Origin of the sequence: Bacillus sp. V5-8f (assembly GCF_002863565.1) — a bacterium.
Taxonomy (GTDB): Bacteria; Bacillota; Bacilli; order Bacillales; family DSM-1321; genus Peribacillus.
Genome location: NZ_PGUW01000002.1, coordinates 252,083 through 277,675, shown reverse-complemented (window position 1 = coordinate 277,675; position 25,593 = coordinate 252,083). Strand labels below are relative to the sequence as shown.

Below are 25,593 nucleotides of genomic sequence, written 5' to 3'. Positions count from 1 at the left end.
TTATATATGAGACGAAATTCTTTGGCTATCGCCGTAAAGAATGACATCACTGGAATCTTCGGATGGCCGTATAACGGCACCATCTTCAATAACGGTATTATTTGATATAATGGCTTTTTCAATGGATACATTTTCCCCGATCGTAACGTTGGGCATGATGACTGAATCAATAATTGTCGAACCGGCTCCTACTTGAACATTGTATGAAAGAACGGAATGCTGGATGTTCCCGTAAACATTACAACCTTCGTTTACAAGGGATTGCTTCACTTGGGCTTCAGGTGCAATGTATTGAGGTGGATGGTTTGGGTTCCCAGCGTATATCTGCCAATTTGGATCATTGAGAGTTAGCGTGGAATTTTGGTCCAACAGATCCATATGTGCTTCCCACAAGCTTTGAATGGTCCCCACATCCTTCCAATAGCCGTCGAACCTGTAAGCATACATACTGCTCCCGCCTGAAAGCATTTTCGGTATGATATCCTTTCCGAAATCATTGGACGACACAGGATTTTGTTGGTCCTGAATCAAATAGCTTCTTAGGACCTTCCAATTGAAGAGATAAACTCCCATCGAAGCAAGATTGCTTTTAGGATTGGCTGGCTTTTCCTCGAACTCTATGATTTTATCTTCGTCATCGGTGTTCATGATGCCGAATCTGCTTGCCTCATGCCAAGGCACTTGAATGACCGCAATGGTGGCGTGTGCTGCCTGCTTTATGTGATACTGCAGCAGTTTGTTATAATCCATTTTATAGATGTGGTCACCTGAAATGACTAATACATGTTCTGGGTCATATTGGTCAATAAATTGAAGGTTTTGGAAAACAGCGTCAGCCGTTCCTTCATACCAATGCCCGCCTGTTTTTCCCTGATAAGGAGGGAGCACTGATACTCCTCCGCAATTGCGGTCCAGGTCCCAAGCCCTGCCATTTCCCACATAGGCATTTAATAAATGCGGCTGGTATTGTGTTAATACACCGACTGTATCAATGCCGGAGTGTGTGCAATTGCTTAAAGCGAAATCAATAATCCTGTACTTTCCCCCAAATGATACAGCTGGTTTTGCCAGTTCATGCGTGAGCTCCCCGAGGCGCGACCCTTGCCCGCCAGCCAATAACATTGCAATCCACTTTTTATTTGCCATTACGATTATCTCTCCCCCGCCGTTTTTTTGTTTGTTTCATAAAGATTGAGACTGCTAAAGGAGGAACGGTGATTTCTATGCTGTACCGTTGATTGTGGTAAGGCAGCTTTTCAGCCAACATTGCACCTTCATTCAATTGTCCGGAGCCTCCGTACAATTCCGCATCACTATTAAAAACCTCTATAAAACTTCCAGGCGATGGAATTCCAATGCGGTAATCCGTATAGACATTCCCGGAAAAATTGCAGACAACGATACAGTAATCCCCTTTTCGCTTTCCTTTTCTGGAAAACACCAACACATTTTCCTTGTGGCTGTGGTCAATCCATCCAAAGCCATCTTGTTCATGGTCAAGCCTCCATAAACTGGATGTTTCTTGATAAAACTTGTTTAATGATTTTACGTAATGATTGAGTTTTTGATGGGATGGGTAATCGAGCAAGTGCCAATCCAGCTGCTCCTTATCTTTCCACTCAGCAAATGGGCCTAGCTCACTTCCCATGAATAGAAGCTTTTTTCCGGGATGTGCCATGAAATAACCGTAAAGAAGCCTAAGGTTTGCGAATTTTTGCCAATAATCACCGGGCATCTTGTTCAATAAGGAAAGTTTCCCGTGTACCACATCATCATGGGAAAAGGGCAAAACAAAGTTTTCGGAGAAGGCATAGAAAAATGAAAAGGTTAAAAGATTAGGGTGATGGATCCTTTCATAGGGATCCAGTTTCATATATTTAAGAACATCGTTTACCCAGCCCATGTTCCATTTATAATTAAACCCTAGGCCTCCCCTATCGGTTGGCGCTGTTACGAGGGGCCAATCCGTTGCTTCTTCGGCAACCATTAGTGCCCCAGGGTATTTCATAAATATGGTTTCATTAAGCTTCTTTAAAAAAGCGATGGCACCTTCGTTTTCTTCCCTGCCATATTGGTTTGTGAGCCTCTCGGGCTGTGGGTTATCATGGTTTAATAAAATCATGGAGGATACGGCGTCAACGCGGAATCCATCAATATGATAATAGTCCATCCAAAACAGGGCATTGGAGATAAGGAAACTTACGACTTCAGGCTTTTCAAAATCAAAGCTATAGGTGCCCCAGATTGGACGTTCTCCTTTTCGGGGGTCAGCATGCTCGTATAAAGAGCCGCCATCGAATCGGCCCAGGCCGTGAATATCTTTACAGAAGTGGGCCGGTACCCAGTCTAGGATTACACCAATCCCATTTTGGTGGCACTGGTCCACGAAATACATAAAATCTTCAGGACTGCCAAAACGGCTCGTCACTGAGAAGAACCCTGTGATTTGATAACCCCAGGACCCGTCGAATGGGTGCTCCATAACCGGCATGATTTCAATATGGGTGAAGCCGTTTTCCAGTACGTGGGGAATCAGTTCAGCTGCTAGTTCCAGGTAGTTATAAGGTTCCCCATCTTCTTTTAACTTCCATGAACCAAGATGGACTTCATAGATTAGCATGGGTTTATGGTATGGGTCTGATTTTGGCCTCAGCGACATCCACTTTTGGTCCTGCCATTCATATTTTCCAAACTGGTGGACAACGGATGCTGTGTTAGGCCTTACTTCTGAAAAGAAGGCATAGGGATCAGCCTTTAACACAATATTATTCCACTGGGTGAGGATTTCGAACTTATATAGTTCACCCTCCTTGAGGCCGGGGATGAAAAGCACCCATATTCCAGTGCTGTTGATGCGGGCCATTATGTGCTGTGAACCGTTCCAATTGTTGAAATTGCCGACAACAGACACTTTTCTGGCATTCGGGGCCCAAACCGTAAATTTCACACCATCAATTCCGTTTACTGTCACAGGATGGGCGCCAAACGTTTTATAGCTTTCAAATAATGTACCTTCATGAAAAAGATATAAATCAAATTCACTTGGGCTTATTTCCTGCCTTGTTTCGAGGGTTCGGTCCAAGTTAGCAGTCACATCCTTCCATATCTATGCTGATGTTTTACAAAGATGTTATATTTAATTCGATGCGAAAATTGCGAATCCTTTAAAAATAACTGTCTTTTATTGTCGAATCAAAAAAACGATACTTTAGTAGCATAAAAAAAGGGGTAACCCCCATGGCCTTCTCGCCGTTAAGGATTACCCCTTGTATCTTTTACGCTTCATGTCTGATTTCCTCCTGCTCGCTCCCTTCCAAAAACAAGTAGGAAAGTGCAACTGCCCATGCAAGCGGAGTATTTTTATTCGGAACGTTTTTCCCTCCGATATATAATTCCGGAACCTCCCAATTATCTGGAACGATTCTTTTCGTCTTCATCCTATATTCCTGTACCTTATCGAGCTTTCCTAGCTCACGATAACATAGACCAAGCCAAGGGAGACCGAAGCACCATTCCGCTTCGCTTCCTTCGTTGTAATACTGATCGTGTTCATATCGGATCACACCGTTTTTGCGCTCTAGCCTCCCGGATACATTGTTAACGATTTGAAGTGCCATATTCCTGTCAACAATCCTATAAGGATAAACCAGGGATAGAAGAGCCAAATCGGTTTCCTTTGTTTCACTTTCGCGGGGCAGCATAAAGCGGAGTGTTTCTTCCCCTTTATGGATGAGGTCCTCATTTACCTCAACGAGCATTTTGACAGAGTGCAAACCGGCTACACACGCCCCTACACTTGAAGCATGAACTTCCATGTTTTCTTCCCACATGCCATTATCTTTTGCTTGCCAGTATTGTAAGCATTCTAGATATTGCACAAGCTTTCGGATTATCTGTAAATCCTTATCATCTCTTATTACCTTTTTACCGTGGCGTACTCCCTCACCCACGCCCCATAGAAAGGCACCGATTGCATCGTTTTGAGCATGGCCCCATTCGACAGGAATCTCTGTTAAATCGGTGGCGTAGCGAGAGTGGATAAACTCAAAAAGATACTGAGGCTTCTTTTTGGTGTGTATGTCGATTTTCCACTCATAGTTCCTGAATAGATCAAACATACTGTGAAAAGCTTGTTCATACCTTTCGCAAGAAGATTGCAAAAAAGGGAGAACTGTATATACTACATCACGAATCCAAACATAGCTGTAATCATCAGAAACACTTGCCGTATAGGCCCCGTTCGGCAGCCTCATTGTATCAAGAACAGAAATGGCCTTTTGTCCATTCATGAATATACCCTCCTTAATGAAATGGATTATATTTTCATTTTTCCGAAAAACACCGAGTATAAACAAAAGAACAGAAATAATGTATTCAAGAGTTCCATATTCTTGAATAAAATAAAGCGCTTACACTTCTAGCCCCCAAAAAAACGGCCTTCCATTATTTTCTTCTATATCAATTAGTTTATTCAATTTGTCGGTTTTTGACAACATAAATCGTAAAGTAATATACTAAAATATTTTTTGTGTGAAAAATAAGCGGCTTTCTGTTATAAAAGCCGCATGGGTTATTTTGAAAATACGATAAATTTTTGCCCAGTGAAGTTGGACACGGTATAAATGCATGTTCCAAGGGCGACGGCCAGATGTTGCTGACTGATAGGCAACATTTGACTGTGAATATTACTGCTAATCCACTCGCTGATTGCATAAGAGGAAAAATAGCAGCTTATGATTACCATAAAAAATAATGGCCCCCCTTTTTTGAAAGAAACCCCGCTTTGGAAGGTGAACGCCCTATTTAAAAGAAAACTGACAATGGCGCCTGTCCCATTGCCAATAAATGTAGCCGCCCAATAGTTAAACCCGGCCAAATTCAGGAGTATAAAAATCAGTGATAGGCCAACCAATGTATTCAAAACACCAACTAACAGAAACCGCGTAAAGGAATTAGTTCGTTTCAGGCAGTTTTCTAAGATCAAGTTCAAATGTGTCATATTGTTCTCTTTCCTGTTTCTTTAATTGCAGGGACATGGGAAGTGAATAAGAATCCCTGTCAATGATGTATTTTGGCCTGCGCTTTGATTCTTTGTATATTTTTCCGATATATTCCCCGACAAGGCCGATGGCGATCAGTTGTAATCCTCCGATCAACCAGATGGAAGTGATTAAAGAAGTCCAGCCGGTTGTGGTGTTCCCGGTTATTTTTAAAGCAAAAAAGTAGCAGCCGACTAGGAAGCTAATGAAAAATGACAGGACACCCACCAGTAAAACAAAACGGATCGGGGTTACGGAAAATGATGTAATCCCGTCAAAGGCAAAGGCAAGCATTTTCTTAAGCGGATACTTCGTCTCTCCAGCCGTTCTTTCCTTCCGGTCATAAAAGACAGAAGTAGAGCGCATTCCGATCAATGGAACGATTCCTCTAAGGAACATATTTACTTCTTCAAAACGCTCCAATTCCTGCAAGGCACGCTTTGACATTAACCGGAAGTCGGCATGGTTAAAAACAAGGTCCACTCCCATTTTGCGCATTAATTTATAAAAGCCTTCAGCGGTCCATCGTTTAAAAAACGAATCCGTTTCCCTTTTTTCGCGAACTCCATAGACAATGTCATTGCCTTCCCGGAATTTTATAATGAATTCACGGATCACTGAAATGTCATCCTGAAGGTCAGCGTCAATGGAGACAACACAATCAGACTTATCCTTTGCCGTAAAGAGGCCGGCGAGCAGCGCATTCTGGTGCCCGGCATTCCTAGAAAGCTTCAAACCTGTTACCCACTCATTTTTCAGGCTCTCCTTATGGATAATCTGCCAGGTAAGATCCATGCTCCCATCATCAACGAATAGAATCTTGCTTTTGATAGAAACCAGCTGTTCCCTTGCAAGTGACCGTAACAATGCACTTAATTGGCTGATCGTTTCAGGCAGGACCTCCTGTTCATTAAAACAAGGTACAACAATTGTAAGAATCGGTTCTAACATATGTGCGACCTCCCAGGTGTTAAATAGCTTTATATAAGTAGATTTTCCAGGCTGCATGCTTTGAGGTAAATACTTTCTCCAGCATCAAACGGTTCTTTGCGGCGTTGTCGATCGGAATGGCAGAAAAAATATAGCTTCCTCCCATTTCTTTAAAAACGGATGTATTTAATTCCAGGTTTTTCAGCCGTTTTTTTGTATTCTTTTTAAACATGTAATGCTTGCCGAGCTCAGCCGAGAAAAGGTAACAGCGCCCTCCCCACTCGTCAAAGTAAGCCCGGATGGTCTTATTTTTTGCCAGTTCTGCTTCAATTATTTTCCGGAATTGATATTTATACCGCAACGGATAAAAGTTGTTATAGGTATCTAGCGTATAGAAACCGTTATACTGAGCTATTGCAGGATGCAGCCCAATGCTTGCTACCCGGTAATCCTCTTGTGGCAGATCAATATGCTCTTTAATATCTCGAAATAATTCTTGAGCGTAAAATTCCTTTACGGTAGGTTTGTTGTGGTAGATGATTTCATCATTAAAGGCAAAGAGAACCACGATTTGAGCTATAATCACCGCCATGATCGACTGTTTGTTTTTGGTACAAGTCCAGATGATCCTTAAAGCGAGGGCAAAACCAGCATAAATAATAAGTGGACGCAAAAAATGGTATCTCGCAAAATTAAAGGTATCTAAAAAATGGAAGCGCTCGGTCAACGGAAGCCAGCCTCTATAGAACCAGAATGCATACCAGACTGAAAGAGCAAAATTAAGGCCAAGCAGGAGCATGAAGGCTTTTTCTTTCCGCCAGATTTTATGTTTTATAACAAGGTAAAAAGCAAACAACAGGATCGGAAGGATCACCACGCCATGCACTGTCATGACATGGGTATGACCAAGCACAAAATTGTGCATAGCCAACTTTACTGAGTGAAAAAAAGAGAGTCTGGCATGAAAATACTCATCCCGGCTGTTCGGTTCGTTTGAAAATAAAAACGAATGCACGAGCCTGTACTCAACAAGTAAATACACCAAGGTCATCAAGGCGATGGAACCGATGAATTTGAGATTCCATCCTTTTCCCCTTACCACGTCAATGAGCCAGAACATCCCCATGGCGGAAAGGAAGAAGAAAAATCCGAGAACAAAGCTGGAATACAACGGAAGTAAAATAAGAACAAGATAATGTCTCACCGACAACTGCCCATTCCTTATATGCAGGAGTGCCCATAGTGCGAGCGGCATACCTAGGGTGCTAAGCATCCCGGAAGGCCAAAACGGGGTAAGGGCAAAAGCCAATGCGGTGCCTACCCTAATGACTCCCCATTCCTTGTTGGTTATGAAATGGTCCTTTAATAACAAATACATGCCGAGAAAAGCAACAAACCTTGTAACTGCCTGGCTGCAGGCATACGCCAACATTGGCGGAAACAAGGCATGCAGCCAGACAATGCCGCTCCACTCAGTCCCAAATGCATTTCTGGACACGCCATTTATGATTTGGGGTATAACCGAAACGACAGGGCCAAACATCTGTCCGCTTTCGGACAATACCTTATACCAAGCAATATTCGAATCTAAATTATCATGCACCCTGATATGTGCATCATCCCCAAGAATGAATAATGGACTTAAATAAAGGCTGATCAGCGCAAGCGCAAAGAGGATCATCCGTTTCTCTGTTTTCTGAACTTTTGAAAACAATTCATACACCCCATTATGAAAAACCTAAGTGCACATATACAGTGGTTTTAATGTGTGCTTAACCCCTGTAAAATATTCCTGTTTTTCCTTTCGGGATAATTGAAAGCGAAAAAAAGCTGCCCCCTTTAATGGGTTGGCAGCATGCATTTATTCCTTCTCAAATAACTTCTGTTTATTCCATTTGCCGTACTGGTAGTAAAGAAAGGCAAAGACGCTACTGATAACAAAGCTGGTTCCCATACCGTAAGCAATGCCTTCTTCCCCAATCATATGGGAGAACAAATAGGTCAACGGATAACGCAGTACCCAAAAAGATATGATGTTTAGGACAAGGACTTGGAACATCGCCCCAGAAGCGCGGACAATTCCGTTTAAAATAAAATTAAATCCTAGGAACGCGTAAAAAAAGGCAATAATCTGTAGGTATTCAGTGCCGAAATTTACAGCCTCTTCCTCTTGGATAAACAAAGTGATACCGAGTTTGGCGAACAAAACAATAAAAACAGCAATCACAAGCATGATCAGCAAGTTGTACAAAACTCCGTATTTGGCAATTTGGTGGACACGGTTCCACTTTCCTGCCCCTATATTCTGCCCGGCCATACTGTTTACAGCCGTACCCAATGCCATTGCTGGTAGCATGATGATGCTATCTATGCGCTGGGCGGCGCTAAATCCGGCTACAACATCACCGCCGAATGAGTTCACGACACTCATGATGGCCATAACCCCAGCTGAAATGACGGTCATCTGTAAGCCCGAAGGAATGCCCAATTTGAATATTAGTGCTGCCTCTTCCCTATTAGGAATGGCAGGGCGCGAGAATGGCGCCAATTTGCGGCGGGATATCGAGTAGATTCCAACCAAAAAAGCAATGCCTTGAGACAGGACCGTCGCATATGCTGCACCTTCAATACCGAGCCCTAATCCACTGATAAGGACCGGATCAAGTACAGCGTTTAGGATCACGGCAATAAGGACGAATCGCAAAGGCGATCTACTATCACCGAGCGACCTCAGCACCGTGCTGATAAAGTTATACCCAAATAAAAATAGGATACCGAGAAAGTTAATCTGAAGATAAGTTTCAGCGTTATCTACCATTCCCGGCGGCGTATCCATCAGCAGTAAAATTTGTTCCGAAAATATGAAGCCGGCTGCACCAAGCGCCACAGACATCAATGTCAAAATTACGACAAAGGCATTTAAGTACCTTTTTAAACCATCTTCATCATTCTCCCCTTTTTGCTGGGAAAGGATTGTGAGCGCAGCATTATTAACCCCGATAATAAAAGAAAGAACGGTAAAAATAACTGTCCCGGAAACGGAAACCGACCCTAAGGCGTTTGCTCCAATAAGATTTCCGACCCACAAGCTGTTTATGAATTGGCTCGACACTTGAAGAAGATTGGCAAACAAAATTGGTGTTGAAAAAACAAACAATTGCTTCATGATATTTCCTTGAGTAAAATCCTGAGCGGCCATAACCAACACCTTTTCTCTTTATTTAAACGACGATGTATTCATTTATTATTAGACTTTCAGCTGAAATCTTCAAGTCCGGGGTCAGTCCCCCAGCGCGGTGAAGCGTTAAACCGGCGGGGGACTGACCCCTAAAATTATCTTGATAGTTCTATATCTACTGTAGTAAAATTGTAAGGTTGCAATAAATGAAAGTGATCAAAATTTTATAGATTGGAATTTCATGGTTTATTCAACACAACAAGTGAATACGATATGAATTGGGCTTTCATGAAAGAGAGGTTAAAATACACATGTCATCTTTAAAAGACAATCGTGGGCCATTGGTTATTTTGATGGTCAATATGTTTATAGCGATGGTTGGAATCGGGTTAATTATTCCCGTATTGCCAATGTTCCTGAAGGAATTTGGTGCTAGCGGCCAGGCGATGGGCTATCTGGTGGCAGTTTTTGCGCTCACTCAATTTATTTTTTCGCCTTTAGCTGGAGAAATTTCGGATAAATACGGCAGAAAGATTCCGATCGTTGTCGGGCTGGCGGCCTTTACAATATCACAGTTGATATTTGCTGTCGGTACGGAAATGTGGATGCTTTATGTATCCAGGCTGTTCGGAGGTGTTGGCGCGGCATTTATGATACCGCCAATGATGGCTTATGTCGCCGATATTTCTACAGAAGAGGAACGCGGTAAAGGAATGGGCCTCCTTGGAGCATGTATGTCCCTCGGCTTTGTTATTGGTCCTGGAATCGGAGGATTTCTTGCAGAACTTGGCATAAGAGTCCCTTTCTACAGTGCAACAGCAATTGCAGCTATTGCGACTATAATATCACTGCTCCTATTGCCGGAAACTCTCTCCGCGGAAGCAAGGATGAAGGCTCAGGCAGCGACCAAACAAAAAGAAGGCATTATGGTTCAAATGAAAAAATCCTTTAAAGCCCCTTACTTTATGCTTTTGGTACTTGTCTTTACAATGACATTTGGATTGGCGAACTTTGAAGCCATTTTTGGCCTGTACGTGGACGAAAAATTCGGGTTTACACCAAAGGATATTTCCATCATTATCACAATTGGAGCCCTGATTGGTGTTATCATCCAGTCTGTTGTTGTCGATAAATTGCTGACGCGCTTCGGAGAGAAGAAAGTGATGGTTTGGACCTTCCTGATTTCGGCTGTTTCCATGCTGGTTATGCTGTTGGCTGGAGATTTTTGGTCGACTTTACTCATTACTGTTGTTTTCTTTACGGCAACGTCATTGGTACGCCCGGCGTTGAATACCTTGCTTTCCAAGATGGCCGGCAATGAACAAGGATTTGTTGCGGGTATGAACAATATGTACATGAGCATTGGAAACATGTTCGGTCCTGCACTCGCAGGTATCCTTTACGATATCAATATAGGTTTCCCGTATGTGTTAGGTGCGCTTGTCCTACTCGTCAGTTATGGCATGGCGATCACATGGAAAAGCAATGCGGTAGTTTCAGCTCAACCCAGCCCCGTAGGAAAATAAATTAAATAACTATTAAAATGACTCCGGGATGCAGGAGTCATTTTTCATTTCTGCTTATCTCCCCCAGGTTTTCTGCAATTGGGCAATCTCTTCTTTATGGCTGATCCCTTCTTTGGATGGGGTCTCCAATACGAAGGGAATATTTTTTACAAATTCTGACTTTAAAAGCTCAGCAAATTGGTTCTCCTTAATGTAACCGCCTTTAAAAATATTGGCGTGGCGGTCGATTCCTTCACCTGTTGGGTATTTGCAGTTATTGAAATGAATGGCGTACAAGTGCTCGAAGTAATGAAGGGAAACACCCTTTCTAGCTACTTCCTCCCAATTATCGCCATTCCATAGCCCGCTAGCGAAAGCGTGGCAGGTATCCAAACAGAATCCTATTTTTTCAGGTTCATTACACAGGCTGCGAACCTGGGCAAGTTCCTCAAAAGTTGTTCCTATGGTTCCGGGTGTCCCCGCATTGTTTTCCAATAGGATTTTACAATTTCCATCCCAATCTACCAGTACAGCGTTAAGCATCTCGATCATCAGCTGATAGCTCGCTAATGGATCGCTTTGGCTAATATGGTTTCCAAAATGGACGACTACTCCTAAAGCTCCGCATGCATCAGCAATCTCCAAATCATTTATAAGAGATGTAATCACGGCTTCCTTTTTATCTTCAGAAGGAGTCAGACTTGTCGGATAGGGTGTATGGGCAATAGAAACCAGGCTATGCTCCCTGCAAAATTCTTTGCAATGCTCAGCATCATCCTTATCAAATTCTTTGACAGTTAGGCTTCGTGGATTTTTCGGGAAAAATTGATAGGCATCAGCGTTCATGGAGGCAGCCCGCTTGGCAGCTCCAAGGTACCCTTCCCTTATACTGACATGGCTACCGAATTTCATATATCTCCGTCCTGTTCCTATTGAATATCTCTTATTACTTCTGGCACGATCCGCAATAAAACACTTTGCGGGAAGAAATGATTTCCTTTATGATAATAGCTCCGCATTGGCTGCACACTTCCCCTTCCCTGTCATACACCTTGCATAATGAATCATAACCACCTGTGATCGTATCCCCGTTGAAAACAGGGTTTTCCATATATCCCCCATGCTTAATCGCATCTTGCAGAATAAATCGCATGGAATGAAAAAGCTTGGTTATTTCAGGCTCTGCCAGTTTATTGATATCCCTTGTCGGTAACACCTTAGCATGAAAACAAATTTCGTCGCTGTAGCAGTTGCCTATACCCGCAATAAAATGTTGGTCAACAAGCTTCATCTTTAGACGGCCTCGTTTTCCAGCTGTTAAGTTAAAAAAATCATCCAACGTAAAGTTAAAATGTAATGGCTCCGGCCCTAAATCGGCCAGCTTTTGCCTTGCCGTTTCTCCAGCATATAAATACAAATACCCTAGACGTAAGCCAATAAAATAAAGCTGGTCGCCCCCGAAGCTTAATTGGACTTGAATGGTCCTATCTGGCTTATCCTCTTCCCTTCCAAAATACATCCAGCCACCAAGCATTAAATGCAATAAAAGTACACTGCCGTTGTTCAGATGGAACAACAAATGCTTCGCCCTTCTTTCAATGCTGGAAACCGCTTGACTCATAACTTTGGCCTGGAATTCTTCTGGACTTACATTTATAGACTTGACACGGTTAATTTGTATTCCAGTAATAGCTCGTCCGGTTAGTTTTTCGGAAAGCAACAACCTGTAGTTTTCCATTTCGGGAAGCTCTGGCATACCTTGTCCCTCCATAGATGAAGTTTTAATTACTATTTCCTTAAGTAACCTAATGAATACGAAGAAATAGCCTTTCTATATTCATAAAAAAACCAGCTTTGCAGTTGAAAGCAAAGCTGGAATGTCAATTATTCGTTTTTAAGCAGCCCTTCTGATACTAAATATTCTTTGGCAACTGCTGTCGGGCTTTTTCCGTTTACATTTACCTCGTAATTCATTTCACGCATCTGATCATCAGTAATTTTTCCTGCGAGCTTGTTCAATGTATCCTCTAGTTCAGGATAAGTGTCCAATGTTTCCTTACGCAGTAACGGAGCCCCTTGATATGGAGGGAAAAGATGCTTATCATCTTCAAGCACTTTCAGCTTGTATTGCCTCAATTCGCTGTCGGTTGAATAAGCGTCCACCAGATTTATATCGCCGGATTGAATAGCTTGATAGCGAAGCTTGGGTTCCATTGTTTTTACGTTGTCAAAAGTTAAGCCATACAGCTTTTGAATTCCCCTGTAACCATCCTCTCTATCGGAATATTCCAAAGTGAAACCGGCATTCAATTGGTTGCGAATTTTGCCAAGATCGGAGATCGTTTCGAGCTGATTTTTTTCTGCGAAAGCCTGAGGTACGGCAAGTGCATAGGTATTGTTATATTCCATTGGTTCAAGCATTTCTAAATCAAATTTTTCAAGCATACCTTCCCTTGCCTGTTCATAGACTTCATTACTGTCCGTACTGACCGCGGTTTCCTTCAGGAATTCGGAAATGGCAGTACCAGTGAATTCGGGATAAATATCGATTTCTCCAGTCCTTAATGCATTGAAAACGAAAGAAGTTTTACCGAAGCCACCCTTTAACTCAACATGTAAATCGGTATTTTCCTCGATAAGCAGCTTATACATGTTGATTAATATTTCAGGCTCGGACCCCAGCTTGCCTGCAATAACAATATCCTTTTCTTTCCCGCCGGAGAACATAGGCAGAAAGACCAGCAATAATCCTAATGCAGTAAGTGTGCCAAAAGTTATGATTGTCCTTTTAAAGGAGATCCGTTCAAATTGACGGAGCATTAAATCAAACAAGATCGCCAAAAGGGCTGCTGGTATGGCTCCAAGAACGATCAGAGATGTGTTATGTCTGTCTATACCAAGTAAAATTAAATCCCCAAGCCCTCCAGCACCAATGAGAGCAGCTAGTGTAGCAGTTCCAACAATTAATACCATCGCCGTACGAATACCTGCCATGATTACAGGCATTGCAAGGGGAAGTTCTACCTTCGTTAATAGCCTGCTGCGGTTCATTCCCATTGCCCTGCCGGCTTCTTTTAGAGAAGGATCCACTTCGTTTATACCTGTGTATGTATTTCTCAGAATTGGCAATAAAGCATAAATGACAAGGGCAATAATGGCAGGTACGGCACCGATTCCAAATAATGGAATCAGAAGCCCTAACAGCGCTAAGGAAGGAATTGTCTGCAGAACTGCAGTTACGCCAATAATCCCCTCAGCGGCCCGTTTATGCCTTGTCAAATAAATGCCAAGCGGGATGGCGATAATGACTGCAAAAAAGAGTGCTATAAAGGATATTTGGATATGTTCAAGCAACGCATTTGCCAGATCTCCCTTTCTTTCATTGAAAACATCTAGTAAATTAGCCATTTTGTTCCCCTCTTTCCGGCGAACTTTCAGCTAAATACTGAATAACGGATTGCCTGCTGACTACCCCGACGAAATTCCCTTCTTTTTCTACAGCCAATACATCATGTTGCGAGAGTTCTTTAAGCACTTGTTCTATCGTCAACGATGCTGGGATGGTAACTTGCGGATTCAAGGAAGCGGCTTCTTCGGGCAACTGCGTCAAGACGTTTTCAACAGAACTATTCAGTGGAAGAACCGGTTTTTGCTCACCAATGAATTCTTTTACAAAATTGTTCGCTGGATTCATCGTGATTTCTCTTGGCGTGCCAATTTGGACAATCTTCCCTGCCTGCATCACACAAATACGATCACCCAGCTTTAATGCTTCCTGGATATCATGTGTGACAAAAACAATGGTTTTCTTTATCGTTTTTTTTAGCTGAAGCAAATCATCCTGCAGCTTTTCCCTGCTGATGGGATCGAGTGCGCTAAACGGCTCGTCCATCAAAATTATGTTTGGATCTGCAGCGAGGGCGCGGATCACGCCTATACGCTGTTGTTGACCGCCAGACAATTCCTTTGGCTTCCTGCTTCGATATGTATCCGGCTCAAGCCCAACCATTTCGAGGAGCTCATAAACGCGTTTACGGATTGTATCCTTACCCCAATTTTTCAACTCGGGAACAACAGCGATGTTTTCTTCAATCGTCATATGTGGAAAAAGAGCAATTTGCTGCAGAACGTATCCAATATTCCATCTCAGCTCATGAATATCATACTCACTTATTTTCTTTCCATTTATGTATATATAACCGGACGATAACTCATGCAACCGGTTGATTAATTTTAACGTAGTGGTCTTTCCACACCCGCTAGGCCCAATCAGTACAAAGAATTCCCCTTCACGAATCTCAAAGTTCAGGTTTTTCACAGCATGGGTGCCATCAGGATACTGCTTTAAAACATTTTCAAACTTAATCATATAGGTCCCCCAGATTGTTTTAATACAAATAATTAAAACATTCTTTTGGTAGATTTCCTAATGATATACAATGCTTAGTCATGCTGAAATGAAAAAAAGCCCCCTAGCTGGGAGCTGGAATGTATATCTATCTTCGTCTCAATTATGTATTACAGGAGAATTTATATTTAAGTTATATTTTGGCATTTAACAGAACCTTGTTCAACAGCTCTTTATTTGGATAATCCGATTCCAGCAGTTCGTTAATAACATTCTCCACGTCATACCCTACCCTAACGATAGAAGTCTGAAAACTGTCCCCGTCAATATCAACCAAGGCATACGATGATTTCCTTACTCCATCAAAAGGCAACCCTACGCTCCCAATATTAATGATACATTTTCCGTTAATATACCTTATGAATGGTTTATGGATATGGGCGTAAAGGTAGATACCCGCTTCAACACCCATTTGTTTAGCAATCATTGTTTCATCACTTTCAAACGGGTGAACAACGTTAAACAAATTATCCGGTGTAGCATGAAAAGCATGAATCTTAACATTGCCAAATTCTAATTTTAATTCCTCCGGCAGATCTTTAAGGTATTGGATACTTTCATCATCTAATTTTGAGTAAGTCCAGTCCCTTTCCTGATTCATAATCTCTATGGCAGAATCAGGAACTTCTCCTTCTCTAACTCCACGGATTACCCACTCATCCGCATTTCCTTTTATAACTTGAGTGTCCAATGATCTTACTAAATCGAGTGAACGCTGTGGTTCAAGGCCTCTATAGCATATGTCGCCAAGCACAAAAATCTTATCCACGCTTCTTTGATTAATATCCTTTAACACGGACTCTAAAGCGGTAGCATTCCCATGAATATCTGAGATAAAAGCAATTTTCATTCTAAATACCTCCTTTTCCGCCCATTATATACAAACGTATCTATAAATAAAATAATAAAGGTTATTCGTGACGGTGTGGCCTTCTCTGTTTTATGGAAATGGTAAAAAATCACTATCAATATTTTTCGAAAATTCCTATCTAAGAAAATGGGAAACCGCGGTTGAGTCAGAGATGAAAAAGGCGAAAAAATACGGGGAACCCTTAAGAAAACCGAGTATTATCCGAAATGAGGCGGCTAGGCTTTGAATTCCTAGATGATTGGCGGTTACCGGCTGTGACTGTCATTTGATTCGATTTTTTTCTCCATAAAAAAACACAATGAACACTTAGTCCATCCTGTGTGAAGGAATATTGAGTTAAGCTCTATTGAAAAAAATCTATTATGATTATTATTTTTCTACGCCGTAAATCCTGGGTAATAGCATGACCAACAAATCATGAGCCTATTTAGACCTTTGTCTCTTGCAACCTGTTCCTTTTAAGTTTTATAGATGTCAGTAATGTAATCACAATAAAATAGGATAGATAAATAATGATAGAAAGCCATTTATTATTCTCGAATATTGTCCCGGCAGCCGTAAATACGAATACTGCGGGAGCCTTTCCCAAAATGGTGGCCGCCACAAATGTATACCAGGAAACCCTGCTGAGTCCTGATAGGATATTAACGAGTGGGGAAGGTATGACGGGGATCAGCCTGGCGATCAGTATACTGAAAAAGGCATTAGACTCAAATAAACACTCATATTCCTTCACTTTTGGATACTTGTCCAATTTCTTCTGGACCCACGATTGGTAACCATACCTTGCCAAGAAAAACATCATTAAGGTTCCTATAAAAATCCCAGCCAGAGATAACCCGATTCCTTTAGCCAACCCGAAGACAGCCCCTATCATCCCGGCCAGCACAGGGTATGGCAACACCGGGAAAAATACGAGCAAGGCCACCAAAAGGATACTGACAGGGTACGCAATAAATCCGCCAGATTCTATCAATTGCAGGAGAGGTTCTTTCTGTGTAAATCCGATGACTATAATTATAATGGCTGTAATAAGAGTCAAAAGCTGTTTCATGGCATTACCTCGAAATCTTTTTATTTGAAGGGACTATAGTTGATCGCATCCTCGAATTTCGTCCCTTCAACAGTTCATCTCTTCATTACCAGTGTTACGGAGCATTGGAACGGTTTCCTTTTTTCAAGACAGTAAACGGTTTTTGACAGACGACCTGTGATCCTACATATACTTTAGCCGTATAGGTCATATCATTGGTTACGTGATAATCCCAGGTGGAAAATCGGGCATGGTAATGTGGCTCATCCACTTGATCATGGTGATCAAGAGTCCCATCTGTTACCCGAAAGTTATAAATTGCGTCAGGTCCTGAAACCTCAAGGCGCACATTATCCCTTTCGATTGACTCCAGATTCCCCATGCCATCCCTTAGGTGAAACTTAATAGGAACAGTAGATTTTTGGTGCAGCGTAAAATTCCGGTTGCTAAAAGGCGGTTCAAAGCATCCATCTGTCGGAATCTGCTCCTCATGTCCGACCGCGGAAAAATTAAAAGCCACCGATGTTGATTTTCCCTGCGCATCATTTCCGGTTTCAAGCGGCAGTTCAGCGGTAAAAGTAAGATCCCTATTCCCCCCGTTAATGATGGTACCTAAAGGAAAGTCTTTTAATCCATTGAGCGGCCCTTGATATATATGCCCCTGGTTGTCATTCACCGTTAAAATAATTCGATCGTATAGTGCTTGATCCCCTGATTCCTGGCTGGAACTAACTGTATAATTGAAATCCAGATTGCCATTATTGTTTACTTTTAAAATAGAAGTCTTCATATCTCCTGGGGCGAAGTTTTCGGCGATTAGGAAACCGTTGGCTGGGTTGGTAGAGATGTCGACGTTGTAGGTGGTTTGGTCGGCTTGGGTTCCCCTTGGCGGCATAAAGATTACTAATAAAATGATAATGGTAAAAATAGATTGGCCTATATATAGCAGATATTTCTTTTTCATACAATCCCCTCGTACCACCTAGACCGCGGATAAATTTAACCGCGGTCACGTATTTATTGATTATTTACATCGAATCCAGCACTATGTTTATCTTGAACAGCAGTGAATTCAAAATCAAAAATGAAATTTTTACCTGCTACAATATTACCAGCAGTTTTTGACAGTTCGGCTCTAAACTTTAAGTTCAAAGGACCAGATGGTGAACCCGCAATAAGCAATTCTTCCATAGGTTTTTTCCATTTGTCACCAGTGATTAATTCGCTTAGTTTACCATCAAACAATACAGTTTCGGCGTTGGTAATTCTAATGTTCATTTTATCAACGAATTCCGTATATGCTGCATTATTTGATGTGGATGTAACACCATTGTTTATAGTATTTGTAGCAGTGTTTCCATTAGTAGTTGTAGTCTGTGTGTATGACTCTCTCATCTTTGCTCTGATTCCTACCAACCTAGCGGTTAGGGAGCCCGAATTTCCTAGAAACATATCCCTTACAACGGTGTCACCCGGTGCCCAACCCCCAATTGATTCTCCACTTGGTTTTTTATCTTGTGCATCGTAGGGATGATAAGCCAGCGGATCAAGTGAATCCGGGTAAAACATCGGCCCAGGTACCGGATCTCCATTATCTCTCATGACATTAATATTTACAGTACCTGCAGTAGCACTATTACCATCATTTGTTGCGCTGCTTGTAAATAATGCAAATGTCGCTCCACCTACCGATAAACCTAAACCTATTAATCCGGTGAATGTATACATCATGATTTTGTTTTTAATTAACAAGAATAACCCTCCTTTCTATCGAAAAAAGGTGGTGGTATAATTACCACCACCTCATTTATCTTAAGGTTGTGCGTTTTCATTCCAAGATGTTGGTGTTTCACCTGCATCTGCTACACCATTACCATTTGTATCACCGTTATTTTTAGATTGAACTGCCTTAAATACTACGTCTAAATCTGCATTATCACCTTGATAATCATTACCTGTGCCTATTGGTAAATCGTAGTTTACAGTGAAGTCAGCGGATTCGCCTGCCTTAATAATTACTGGAGCTGTGTTAGTAGTAGTAACATTCAGTGCTGGAGCTAAATCTCCGGTATCAGCAATTGAATCAATTTTTACCCAAGCATCCAAACTACCAGTATTTTGAATTGTTACTGTTCCTGATCCACTATCCCCGGGGGCCATATCCGTTACAGTAAATGCTGCTGCATCTCCATCTGTAATATCTTCAATAGTTAATGTTCCTGCTTCAGCAGTATTACCAGCATTCGTAGCAGAACTTATGAATAATGCAAACGTTCCTCCACCGATCAATGCTGCACCAAGTGCTGTTCCCAACAAAGCTCCACCAATTTTCTTTTTAACGCTCATCTAATAATCCTCCCTTGATTTCCCTACATATGTATAGGGTTTGTTAATTTTTTTATTTTGAACTCCAATATGGAGTATCAAACTACTGTTAGGCTGCTGTATTTTCTTTTGGTGGCTCAATTTCCCTAATGGCTCTCCAAATACTGAAGAGGGACCATAAGATCATTAATACCCCCGGTACGATTAATGCATAAATAGCTCCTGTTTTGGATTGAATAAAACTCATAATGTTTCCAACATGAGGAATTGTGAAACCCGTGTATTCACCTACCACGTTTGTAGCTAAGACTGGATCAGGATCTTTTGAATCGTTGTTATCACCTTTAGTAATGTACTGAACAGTTGAATTAACTTTCTCTACTTTAATAATCCTGTGTGTGATTAATGTATTTGGATCATCACCTGCTTTAAAAGTGATGACATCACCCTTTTTGAATTTTGCGGGATCTTCAACCGGTTTGATTGCGATGATTGAACCTGTTTGGATTCCCGGTTCCATTGATCCTGAGAGGACGGTCATGATTTCGTGGCCAAAAACTTTGGGTGTGCCCCCGGCCATTTTTGAGGAAATCACGAGATATATAACACATATCAGAAAGCCGTAAATAATGAAGGAAGCGATATTGCCAACCCATTTTAATAGTTTCTTATTTTTCATTTTTATGGATTACCTCCGGATTCAGAGTTTGCGTTTTGTTCATTGGCTTGACTTCGATATCTTTTTCATTTCTTTCTGGAGTTTCTGATTCTTTTACTAGATTCTCTTTTGGCTCAGGCTTAGGTTCTTTCTCTGTTTCAGGTTGTTTTTCTGCTGGTTGTTCTTTTTCTTCTTCCTTATTGTTTTCCGGTTTATCGGAAGGTTTATTTTCTTGCTTTTCCTCAGTTACAGGTTTATTTTCTTCTTCCTTTACTGCTTCTTTTTTCTTGTCATCTTCTTCACGGTTGGCTTCCTTTTTATCTTTATCATCTTTTTCGTTGTGTTCCTCTTTTTTGTCTTCCTCATTACTGTTACGGCATTCTTTAAATACGATTGGCGTGCTGATCGCTACCGGTATTTCGTCAATTTTTATTTCATAGGGACTGTGGATCGGTTTTTTCGGGTGTTGATAGGCAACAAAGATGTATACTCCGGAGTTTTCAGGTTCAAATGATAGTTTTTGTTTTGGGTCATTTGCGTCCATCTTCTCTATAACGCCGGTATGGACTTTCTCGATGATCTTTGAATCTATTTTTTCGACTACATCATCATGCAGTTTGAAATGGCCATCATCTTTCATGGTATAAAAACCGTGGGAGGAAAACTGATAGACTTCAAACTTGGACTCTTTAATCATGTCGCCTTCACCAATATTCTCCATGTAGGCATTTATAGATTTGCAATCACAGTCATCGTATGGTTTGACAAACTTCAGCTTGCTTTTATCCCACCATGTTCCGGCTTTAAAAGAGTTCTCATTGATGGCCTGATCGATGAATAAAGCATTTGTTGGAATCGCCATATGTAAAACAACGATAAGGGCATACTAGAGAGCTGCTATTTTCATGCCAATCATCAGGCCTTTATTTTTGTGCCGAAACTTATGGATTCTGGTGTATCTAATTGTTCTCCCTCCTCGCGCCGTTCTTTTTATGATCGGAAGATTTTAAGAACAACTATTTGGTTTTCTTCTTGCTGTTCTTTTTTTTGTTCTTTTTATCGAACTCACAAGTTGAGTATAGGTCATATGGATTGTTTTGAAAAACCCCATATTCGGCCTTTTATTCTTTATAAAGAACAAATATCGTTCGTTTTTTAGAAATATCTCTTATTTTCTCTCTTTTTTGTATTTTATAAAGAACTTTGTGTGTTTTCTATAGAACGAAAGTTGTCTTGCAAAAGAAATAAGGTAAAATATAGTTGAAAACATCGGTAAAGTAAAAAAACAGCTCCCCGTTGTGGGGAACTGTCTATAATATTTCTTGTTGTATTATTTAAGGTAAGCATTCAACTTAAGGGTATGTTATTAGAAATTTCAGCTAATTCCCTCTACATACATTACCGACCTTTCAAAGGATCAAACCAACGTAATCCCCGAGTAAATTCCGTTCCAAACCGATTATCCGCAACCACATCTGGATTCAGCACATCATCCCCCTTAGGCTTCTCTCCATTTTCCACCCAATTCACAAGGTCCGCAAAAGCTTCTCCCTCTTCTTGAGGATTAAAATCGCAATGGCCTACCCCCCTGATTACCCTTGTTACTAGTAAACCTGAATTTCCATTTGCTTTCGCTTTTTTGGCGTGCATCTGCTGCATGGAGAACGGAACAAACAAATCTCCTACATCATGCAGCGAAACCATAGGAATTTTTTGTGTCCCATTTACTTTTGGAACACCTGTTAAGCCTTGTTGTTTTGATTGAGGGTCTGCAGTTACTCGGAGTACTGCGTTATTTAGTTGTTTTTCTTCATGTGAGAGGGTATTCATGTCCTGGTCAAATTGATAGACTGAATCTGTTGTGTTGACGACATTGCCAGCTGCAACACCGTAGGTTGGATTGGTCGGCATCATACCTAATAAGAAGTTTTTATAGGACTGGAATGCGGCATCAAATAAAGGGCGCTTTCCTCCAGATAAATTCATTGTTACCGCCTTGAACCTTTGTCCTTCTGAGGTTAAAGTAGCCAACTCCTTGGCTGCATTTAGTCCCAATTTAGTTTCAATGAGTGGTACTGTTTCGGAAAAATACTTGTCATCTGCAACAGCTTTTTGTTTAGGTTTTTCAATTCCGCTTAGTGATTGAGCCACGAGTCCGTAATCAGTGAAGAAATCAAAAAGTTCTGTATCGCCTGTTACACCGCACATTGGAAGCGCACCATCGTAAGATTTGCTATATTGTTCTGCTAAAACAGCAGTAATATGTCCTCCCATGGAATGGCCTGTTACATATGTCCGTTTGGGGTTGCCGATTTTGCCATTAAATAAAGCGCCAAGTGCATGTGTATCTTTGACTCCTTGCGCAACATCATATCCGTTTGTACTGTAGCTAGATGCGGCCCATGCATATCCATTTTCTAGTAAATAGGGTCTAATTATTTCTGGATTATCTATCCATAGTTCCAAACCGATGTCATGGTATCCATGAGCATACAGAACTAATTCACCATTCCAATTTTTCGGAACTTCTATTCGGTATCCTGCCCCTTTATGGATTCCCCAATATCGTTTGGATTCGTAACCTGGCAGTGCGTCAAATGGCAGCTTTGATTCATCTACATAATACGGTGTTGTGGCTTGGTTTTGTGGTGTTTTGCTGCTTGGTGAGGGAGCAGTAGCCCAGCCTTCTGTCGCTGTAAATAGCAAAGTTGCACCTAAAGTTAAAGATAGAAGTTTTTTAGCCTTCAATATTTTTCCTCTCCTTATCTGGCACTAAGATTATTAGAATCCAAATTTACTGATAAAAATAGATGACCCTGGTAAAACCAGAGTCATCCTGTTCGTCCAATAGTTGTTTATAAATTTAGCAGTAAAAATTACTTCACTTCAATCGGTTTAATCTTACCTTGTTCAACTGCTCCGACAATCAGGTCAGATTCGAATCCGCCGTGCTCATCGATTCCAGGGATTAGGTATACCTTTTTCTCTTCAGGAATGTTCTTTAAGCCTTCAGCCATTTTTTCGCGGATTTTCTTTGGATCGTCTACAGAGCCTGCTGCTTTCATGGCCTCTACGAAAGCATTCATTCCCATGTAGTTAAGTCCTGCTTCTGAACCTGGGTCTTCCTTATGTTTTGCTTTGTAATTCTTTACGAATTCGGCTGTACCTGGGTTTTGTGTATCAACCAAAGGTAACACGCCAATTGATCCTTCAAGAGGCTCATATGTGCCTGTTACTTTTTTCATTTCATCAAGCTTTGCTTGGTCCATGATGATGAATCCGCCCTTGAAGCCAAGCTCTCTTGCTTGCTTAGCTACTTTCGCAGTCGGCTCGGAAGCACCACCGATGAAAAGAACGTCTGGTTTCTTTTTCAAAGCATTCGTTACGATTGTAAAGAAGTCAGTATCTTTTGTGAAATCGATAGCGGAGTTATAAACAACCTTGCCGCCAGCTTTTTCCCATGCGGGTAAAAGTGTTTCTGTCCAGTCTTTTCCATACTGTGAAGCAGTTGGCAGAGCAGCAATCTTATTGCCGAATCTCTTCATTGCATACTCACTGAATGGCTTAATGTAGCCATCGTAACGAGGCGGGATCCGGACTGTAAGCTTGTTGCCGTTCTCTGTTACTTTTGGTTCACTTGTGTAAGCACCAATGATGAAATTATCAACTTGGTTAAACACCTGCAAAGCAAGCACTCCACCGCTGTGAGGGGTAAAGATAATAGGTGTCTTATGCTCCTGGATCAATCTTTTCGCATTCGCACCTGTTTCATTTGGCAGATATTTGTCATCTAAGGAAACGATATTTAATTTGTATTTCTTGCCGTTTACCTCAAAGCCGCCAGCATTGTTAATTTCCTCAGCTGCCATTTTAACTCCGTTTAATGTACGCTCACCGTAGAAAGCAGCTGGTCCGCTTAGAGGTCCGCTAAAACCGATGTTAACCGTACCTTCTCCCTCGCTGCCGCCCCCGCCGCTGCCACCGGATGCTGTCTTCGACGAATTAGAGCTATTACAAGCTGTTAAACTAAAAATCAATGTCAACATAAGACTAACAATAAAAAGAAATTTTACTTTTTTCATAATCTTCCCCCTCTACTATTTAAATTCCATTTTTATTCGTTATAACAGGATATTGAACGTGTACCACCCCCTTTAATGGAATCTATCATTGCCGGTTGGTTATGCCCCAATGTACGCTTTTCGGACTTCCTCATTGGAGAACAGCTCATCGGCACTGCCTTCTACGACAATCGAGCCATTTTCAAATACATAGCCCTTAGTGGCAATTTTCAAGGCTGCATTGGCGTTTTGTTCGGCGAGTAGGATGGTCGTCCCCTCTTTGTTGATTTGCTGGATTACTTCAAACATTTGTTCAACAATCAACGGTGCCAGTCCGACTGATGGCTCGTCCAGCAGCATTACCTTTGGCTTGGCCATTAACGCTCTGCCGATTGCGACCATTTGCTGCTGCCCTCCGCTTAGGGAACCAGCTGGGTCATTCCGTTTTTCTTTCAATATTGGGAATAGCTCATAAACATGCTCGAGAGATTGCTTAATTTGATCCTTTTTCGCACGGTGGACATAAGCGCCCATTCGCAAGTTTTCCTGAACACTCATTTCAGAGAAAAGCTTCCTGCCTTCCGGGCATTGCACGACACCGGATTGTACGATCTTGTCAGGAGACCGTCCCTTAATCGACTTCCCTTCAAATTCAATGTCACCTTCAAAAGGCTTGTTTAGCCCGCTGATTGTCCGGAAGGTTGTACTCTTTCCAGCTCCATTTGATCCAAGCAACACGACAATGTCTCCCTGGGTAACATCAATATTCACCCGCTGAATGGCAGTGAAGCTGCCATATTTAACTGAAATACCGTTTAACTTAAGCAATGGCACTCCCTCCCAGATATGCTTTAATAACTGCTTCGTTGCTTTGGATCTCGCTAGGTGTTCCTTCTGCAATTTTTTCTCCATAGTTTAGAACCATGATTTTATGGGCAATCCTCATGATCATCGACATTTTGTGCTCAATCAGGCAAACGGTAATTCCTTTAGCGACCATTTTCTCCATTAAGAGTGCGAGGCCTTCCGTTTCATCCGGATTGACACCGGCTGCCGGTTCGTCAAGGAAGACAATTTCCGGGTCTGTGGCAAGCGCTAACGCAAAGGCGACCCTTTTCTTCTCCTCTTGGGAAATGTCGGCCGCTTGTCTATGCGCAGCATGTGTCAGACCGACAAAGTCCAAAACCTCCATTGCCTTGTCCCTGCACTGCTGTTCTTCCGTTTTTAGGCGCTTAGTCCTAAGCACTGCATCAAGCAGGTTCGATTTGGTTCGTAAGCGGTGGCCCACTATGACATTATCTAAAACAGATGATTGTTCAAATAGATTCGTTGTCTGGAAGGTTCTCGCTACACCAAGCTCAGCTATTTTGTTGGAAGGTAAAGTAGTAATATCCTTCCCTTTAAAAATGACTTGGCCAGAAGTAGGACGGTGAAAGCCGCTGATCAAGTTAAAAAAGGTTGATTTACCGGCGCCATTCGGTCCGATGATGGCATTGATTTTGCCCTTTTCAATAGAGAAATCGACGGAATTTACGGCCCGATTTCCCCCAAATTGTTTGGTAAGGTTCTTAGTTTCTAAGTACAT

The 25,593-nt window shown here is 41.7% G+C and carries 23 protein-coding genes; 1 reads left to right on the top strand and 22 read right to left on the bottom strand.

Annotated features, from left to right (window positions below; translation table 11 throughout):
- From CUU64_RS03015 to CUU64_RS02985, 7 genes are all read right to left on the bottom strand, one after another.
- Positions 1 to 1,146, bottom strand: a complete 1,146-nt coding sequence (locus CUU64_RS03015; RefSeq protein WP_101631794.1) for a glucose-1-phosphate adenylyltransferase — start codon at positions 1,144 to 1,146, stop codon at positions 1 to 3.
- On the bottom strand, positions 1,136 to 3,082 hold the full coding sequence (glgB, locus tag CUU64_RS03010) for a 1,4-alpha-glucan branching protein GlgB (protein ID WP_101631793.1): 1,947 nt from the start codon (positions 3,080 to 3,082) through the stop codon (positions 1,136 to 1,138). The genes CUU64_RS03015 and glgB overlap by 11 nt, the downstream gene beginning before the upstream one ends.
- A 193-nt stretch (positions 3,083 to 3,275) precedes the next feature.
- Positions 3,276 to 4,289, bottom strand: coding sequence for a glycoside hydrolase family 15 protein (locus tag CUU64_RS03005; RefSeq protein WP_101631792.1), 1,014 nt, complete (start codon positions 4,287 to 4,289; stop codon positions 3,276 to 3,278).
- Positions 4,290 to 4,570: 281 nt separating this feature from the next.
- Positions 4,571 to 4,999 carry a GtrA family protein gene (locus CUU64_RS03000; RefSeq protein WP_101631791.1) on the bottom strand — a complete coding sequence of 143 codons (429 nt, stop codon included), beginning with the start codon at positions 4,997 to 4,999 and terminating at the stop codon, positions 4,571 to 4,573.
- On the bottom strand, positions 4,953 to 5,990 hold the full coding sequence (locus CUU64_RS02995; RefSeq protein WP_101631790.1) for a glycosyltransferase: 1,038 nt from the start codon (positions 5,988 to 5,990) through the stop codon (positions 4,953 to 4,955). The genes CUU64_RS03000 and CUU64_RS02995 overlap by 47 nt, the downstream gene beginning before the upstream one ends.
- 19 nt (positions 5,991 to 6,009) lie before the next feature.
- On the bottom strand, positions 6,010 to 7,683 hold the full coding sequence (locus CUU64_RS02990; protein WP_101631789.1) for a DUF6044 family protein: 1,674 nt from the start codon (positions 7,681 to 7,683) through the stop codon (positions 6,010 to 6,012).
- 147 nt (positions 7,684 to 7,830) lie between these two features.
- Positions 7,831 to 9,168, bottom strand: a complete 1,338-nt coding sequence (locus tag CUU64_RS02985) for an MATE family efflux transporter (RefSeq protein ID WP_101631896.1) — start codon at positions 9,166 to 9,168, stop codon at positions 7,831 to 7,833.
- A 290-nt stretch (positions 9,169 to 9,458) separates the two neighbouring features.
- Between CUU64_RS02985 and CUU64_RS02980 the strand changes: the two genes are divergently transcribed.
- Positions 9,459 to 10,673, top strand: coding sequence for an MFS transporter (locus CUU64_RS02980; protein ID WP_101631788.1), 1,215 nt, complete (start codon positions 9,459 to 9,461; stop codon positions 10,671 to 10,673).
- Positions 10,674 to 10,727: 54 nt separating this feature from the next.
- Here CUU64_RS02980 and CUU64_RS02975 read toward each other — a convergent pair whose 3' ends face one another.
- The 15 genes from CUU64_RS02975 to CUU64_RS02905 all read right to left on the bottom strand — a co-directional run bounded on the left by CUU64_RS02975 (position 10,728) and on the right by CUU64_RS02905 (position 25,593).
- On the bottom strand, positions 10,728 to 11,564 hold the full coding sequence (locus tag CUU64_RS02975) for a deoxyribonuclease IV (protein WP_101631787.1): 837 nt from the start codon (positions 11,562 to 11,564) through the stop codon (positions 10,728 to 10,730).
- A 34-nt stretch (positions 11,565 to 11,598) separates the two neighbouring features.
- Entirely contained in the window at positions 11,599 to 12,408 is an 810-nt protein-coding gene (locus tag CUU64_RS02970; protein WP_101631786.1) for an Fpg/Nei family DNA glycosylase, read from the bottom strand.
- Positions 12,409 to 12,536: 128 nt separating this feature from the next.
- Positions 12,537 to 14,060 carry an osmoprotectant update ABC transporter permease/substrate-binding subunit OpuFB gene (gene opuFB / locus CUU64_RS02965; protein ID WP_101631785.1) on the bottom strand — a complete coding sequence of 508 codons (1,524 nt, stop codon included), beginning with the start codon at positions 14,058 to 14,060 and terminating at the stop codon, positions 12,537 to 12,539.
- Positions 14,053 to 15,021, bottom strand: a complete 969-nt coding sequence (locus tag CUU64_RS02960) for an ABC transporter ATP-binding protein (protein ID WP_101631784.1) — start codon at positions 15,019 to 15,021, stop codon at positions 14,053 to 14,055. The genes opuFB and CUU64_RS02960 overlap by 8 nt, the downstream gene beginning before the upstream one ends.
- A 172-nt stretch (positions 15,022 to 15,193) precedes the next feature.
- On the bottom strand, positions 15,194 to 15,910 hold the full coding sequence (locus CUU64_RS02955; protein WP_101631783.1) for a metallophosphoesterase family protein: 717 nt from the start codon (positions 15,908 to 15,910) through the stop codon (positions 15,194 to 15,196).
- Positions 15,911 to 16,358: 448 nt separating this feature from the next.
- On the bottom strand, positions 16,359 to 16,985 hold the full coding sequence (locus CUU64_RS02950; RefSeq protein WP_101631782.1) for a TVP38/TMEM64 family protein: 627 nt from the start codon (positions 16,983 to 16,985) through the stop codon (positions 16,359 to 16,361).
- A gap of 94 nt (positions 16,986 to 17,079) precedes the next feature.
- Complete coding sequence (locus CUU64_RS02945) at positions 17,080 to 17,928, bottom strand: hypothetical protein (protein WP_101631781.1); 849 nt, start codon at positions 17,926 to 17,928, stop codon at positions 17,080 to 17,082.
- Between the two features lie 53 nt (positions 17,929 to 17,981).
- Complete coding sequence (locus CUU64_RS02940) at positions 17,982 to 18,716, bottom strand: M73 family metallopeptidase (protein ID WP_101631780.1); 735 nt, start codon at positions 18,714 to 18,716, stop codon at positions 17,982 to 17,984.
- Between the two features lie 60 nt (positions 18,717 to 18,776).
- Complete coding sequence (locus CUU64_RS02935; RefSeq protein WP_101631779.1) at positions 18,777 to 19,310, bottom strand: TasA family protein; 534 nt, start codon at positions 19,308 to 19,310, stop codon at positions 18,777 to 18,779.
- 88 nt (positions 19,311 to 19,398) lie between these two features.
- Positions 19,399 to 19,968, bottom strand: a complete 570-nt coding sequence (sipW, locus tag CUU64_RS02930; RefSeq protein WP_101631778.1) for a signal peptidase I SipW — start codon at positions 19,966 to 19,968, stop codon at positions 19,399 to 19,401.
- The gene (locus tag CUU64_RS02925) at positions 19,958 to 20,809 is read right to left on the bottom strand and encodes a hypothetical protein (protein ID WP_101631777.1); all 852 of its coding nucleotides are present in this window, start codon (positions 20,807 to 20,809) and stop codon (positions 19,958 to 19,960) included. Before CUU64_RS02925 ends, sipW begins: the two co-directional genes overlap by 11 nt.
- A gap of 536 nt (positions 20,810 to 21,345) precedes the next feature.
- The gene (locus tag CUU64_RS02920; protein ID WP_101631776.1) at positions 21,346 to 22,695 is read right to left on the bottom strand and encodes an alpha/beta hydrolase family protein; all 1,350 of its coding nucleotides are present in this window, start codon (positions 22,693 to 22,695) and stop codon (positions 21,346 to 21,348) included.
- A 128-nt stretch (positions 22,696 to 22,823) separates the two neighbouring features.
- Entirely contained in the window at positions 22,824 to 24,029 is a 1,206-nt protein-coding gene (locus tag CUU64_RS02915) for an ABC transporter substrate-binding protein (protein WP_101631775.1), read from the bottom strand.
- A 99-nt stretch (positions 24,030 to 24,128) separates the two neighbouring features.
- Entirely contained in the window at positions 24,129 to 24,836 is a 708-nt protein-coding gene (locus CUU64_RS02910; protein WP_101631774.1) for an ABC transporter ATP-binding protein, read from the bottom strand.
- Positions 24,829 to 25,593 carry an ABC transporter ATP-binding protein gene (locus CUU64_RS02905; protein WP_101631773.1) on the bottom strand — a complete coding sequence of 255 codons (765 nt, stop codon included), beginning with the start codon at positions 25,591 to 25,593 and terminating at the stop codon, positions 24,829 to 24,831. The genes CUU64_RS02910 and CUU64_RS02905 overlap by 8 nt, the downstream gene beginning before the upstream one ends.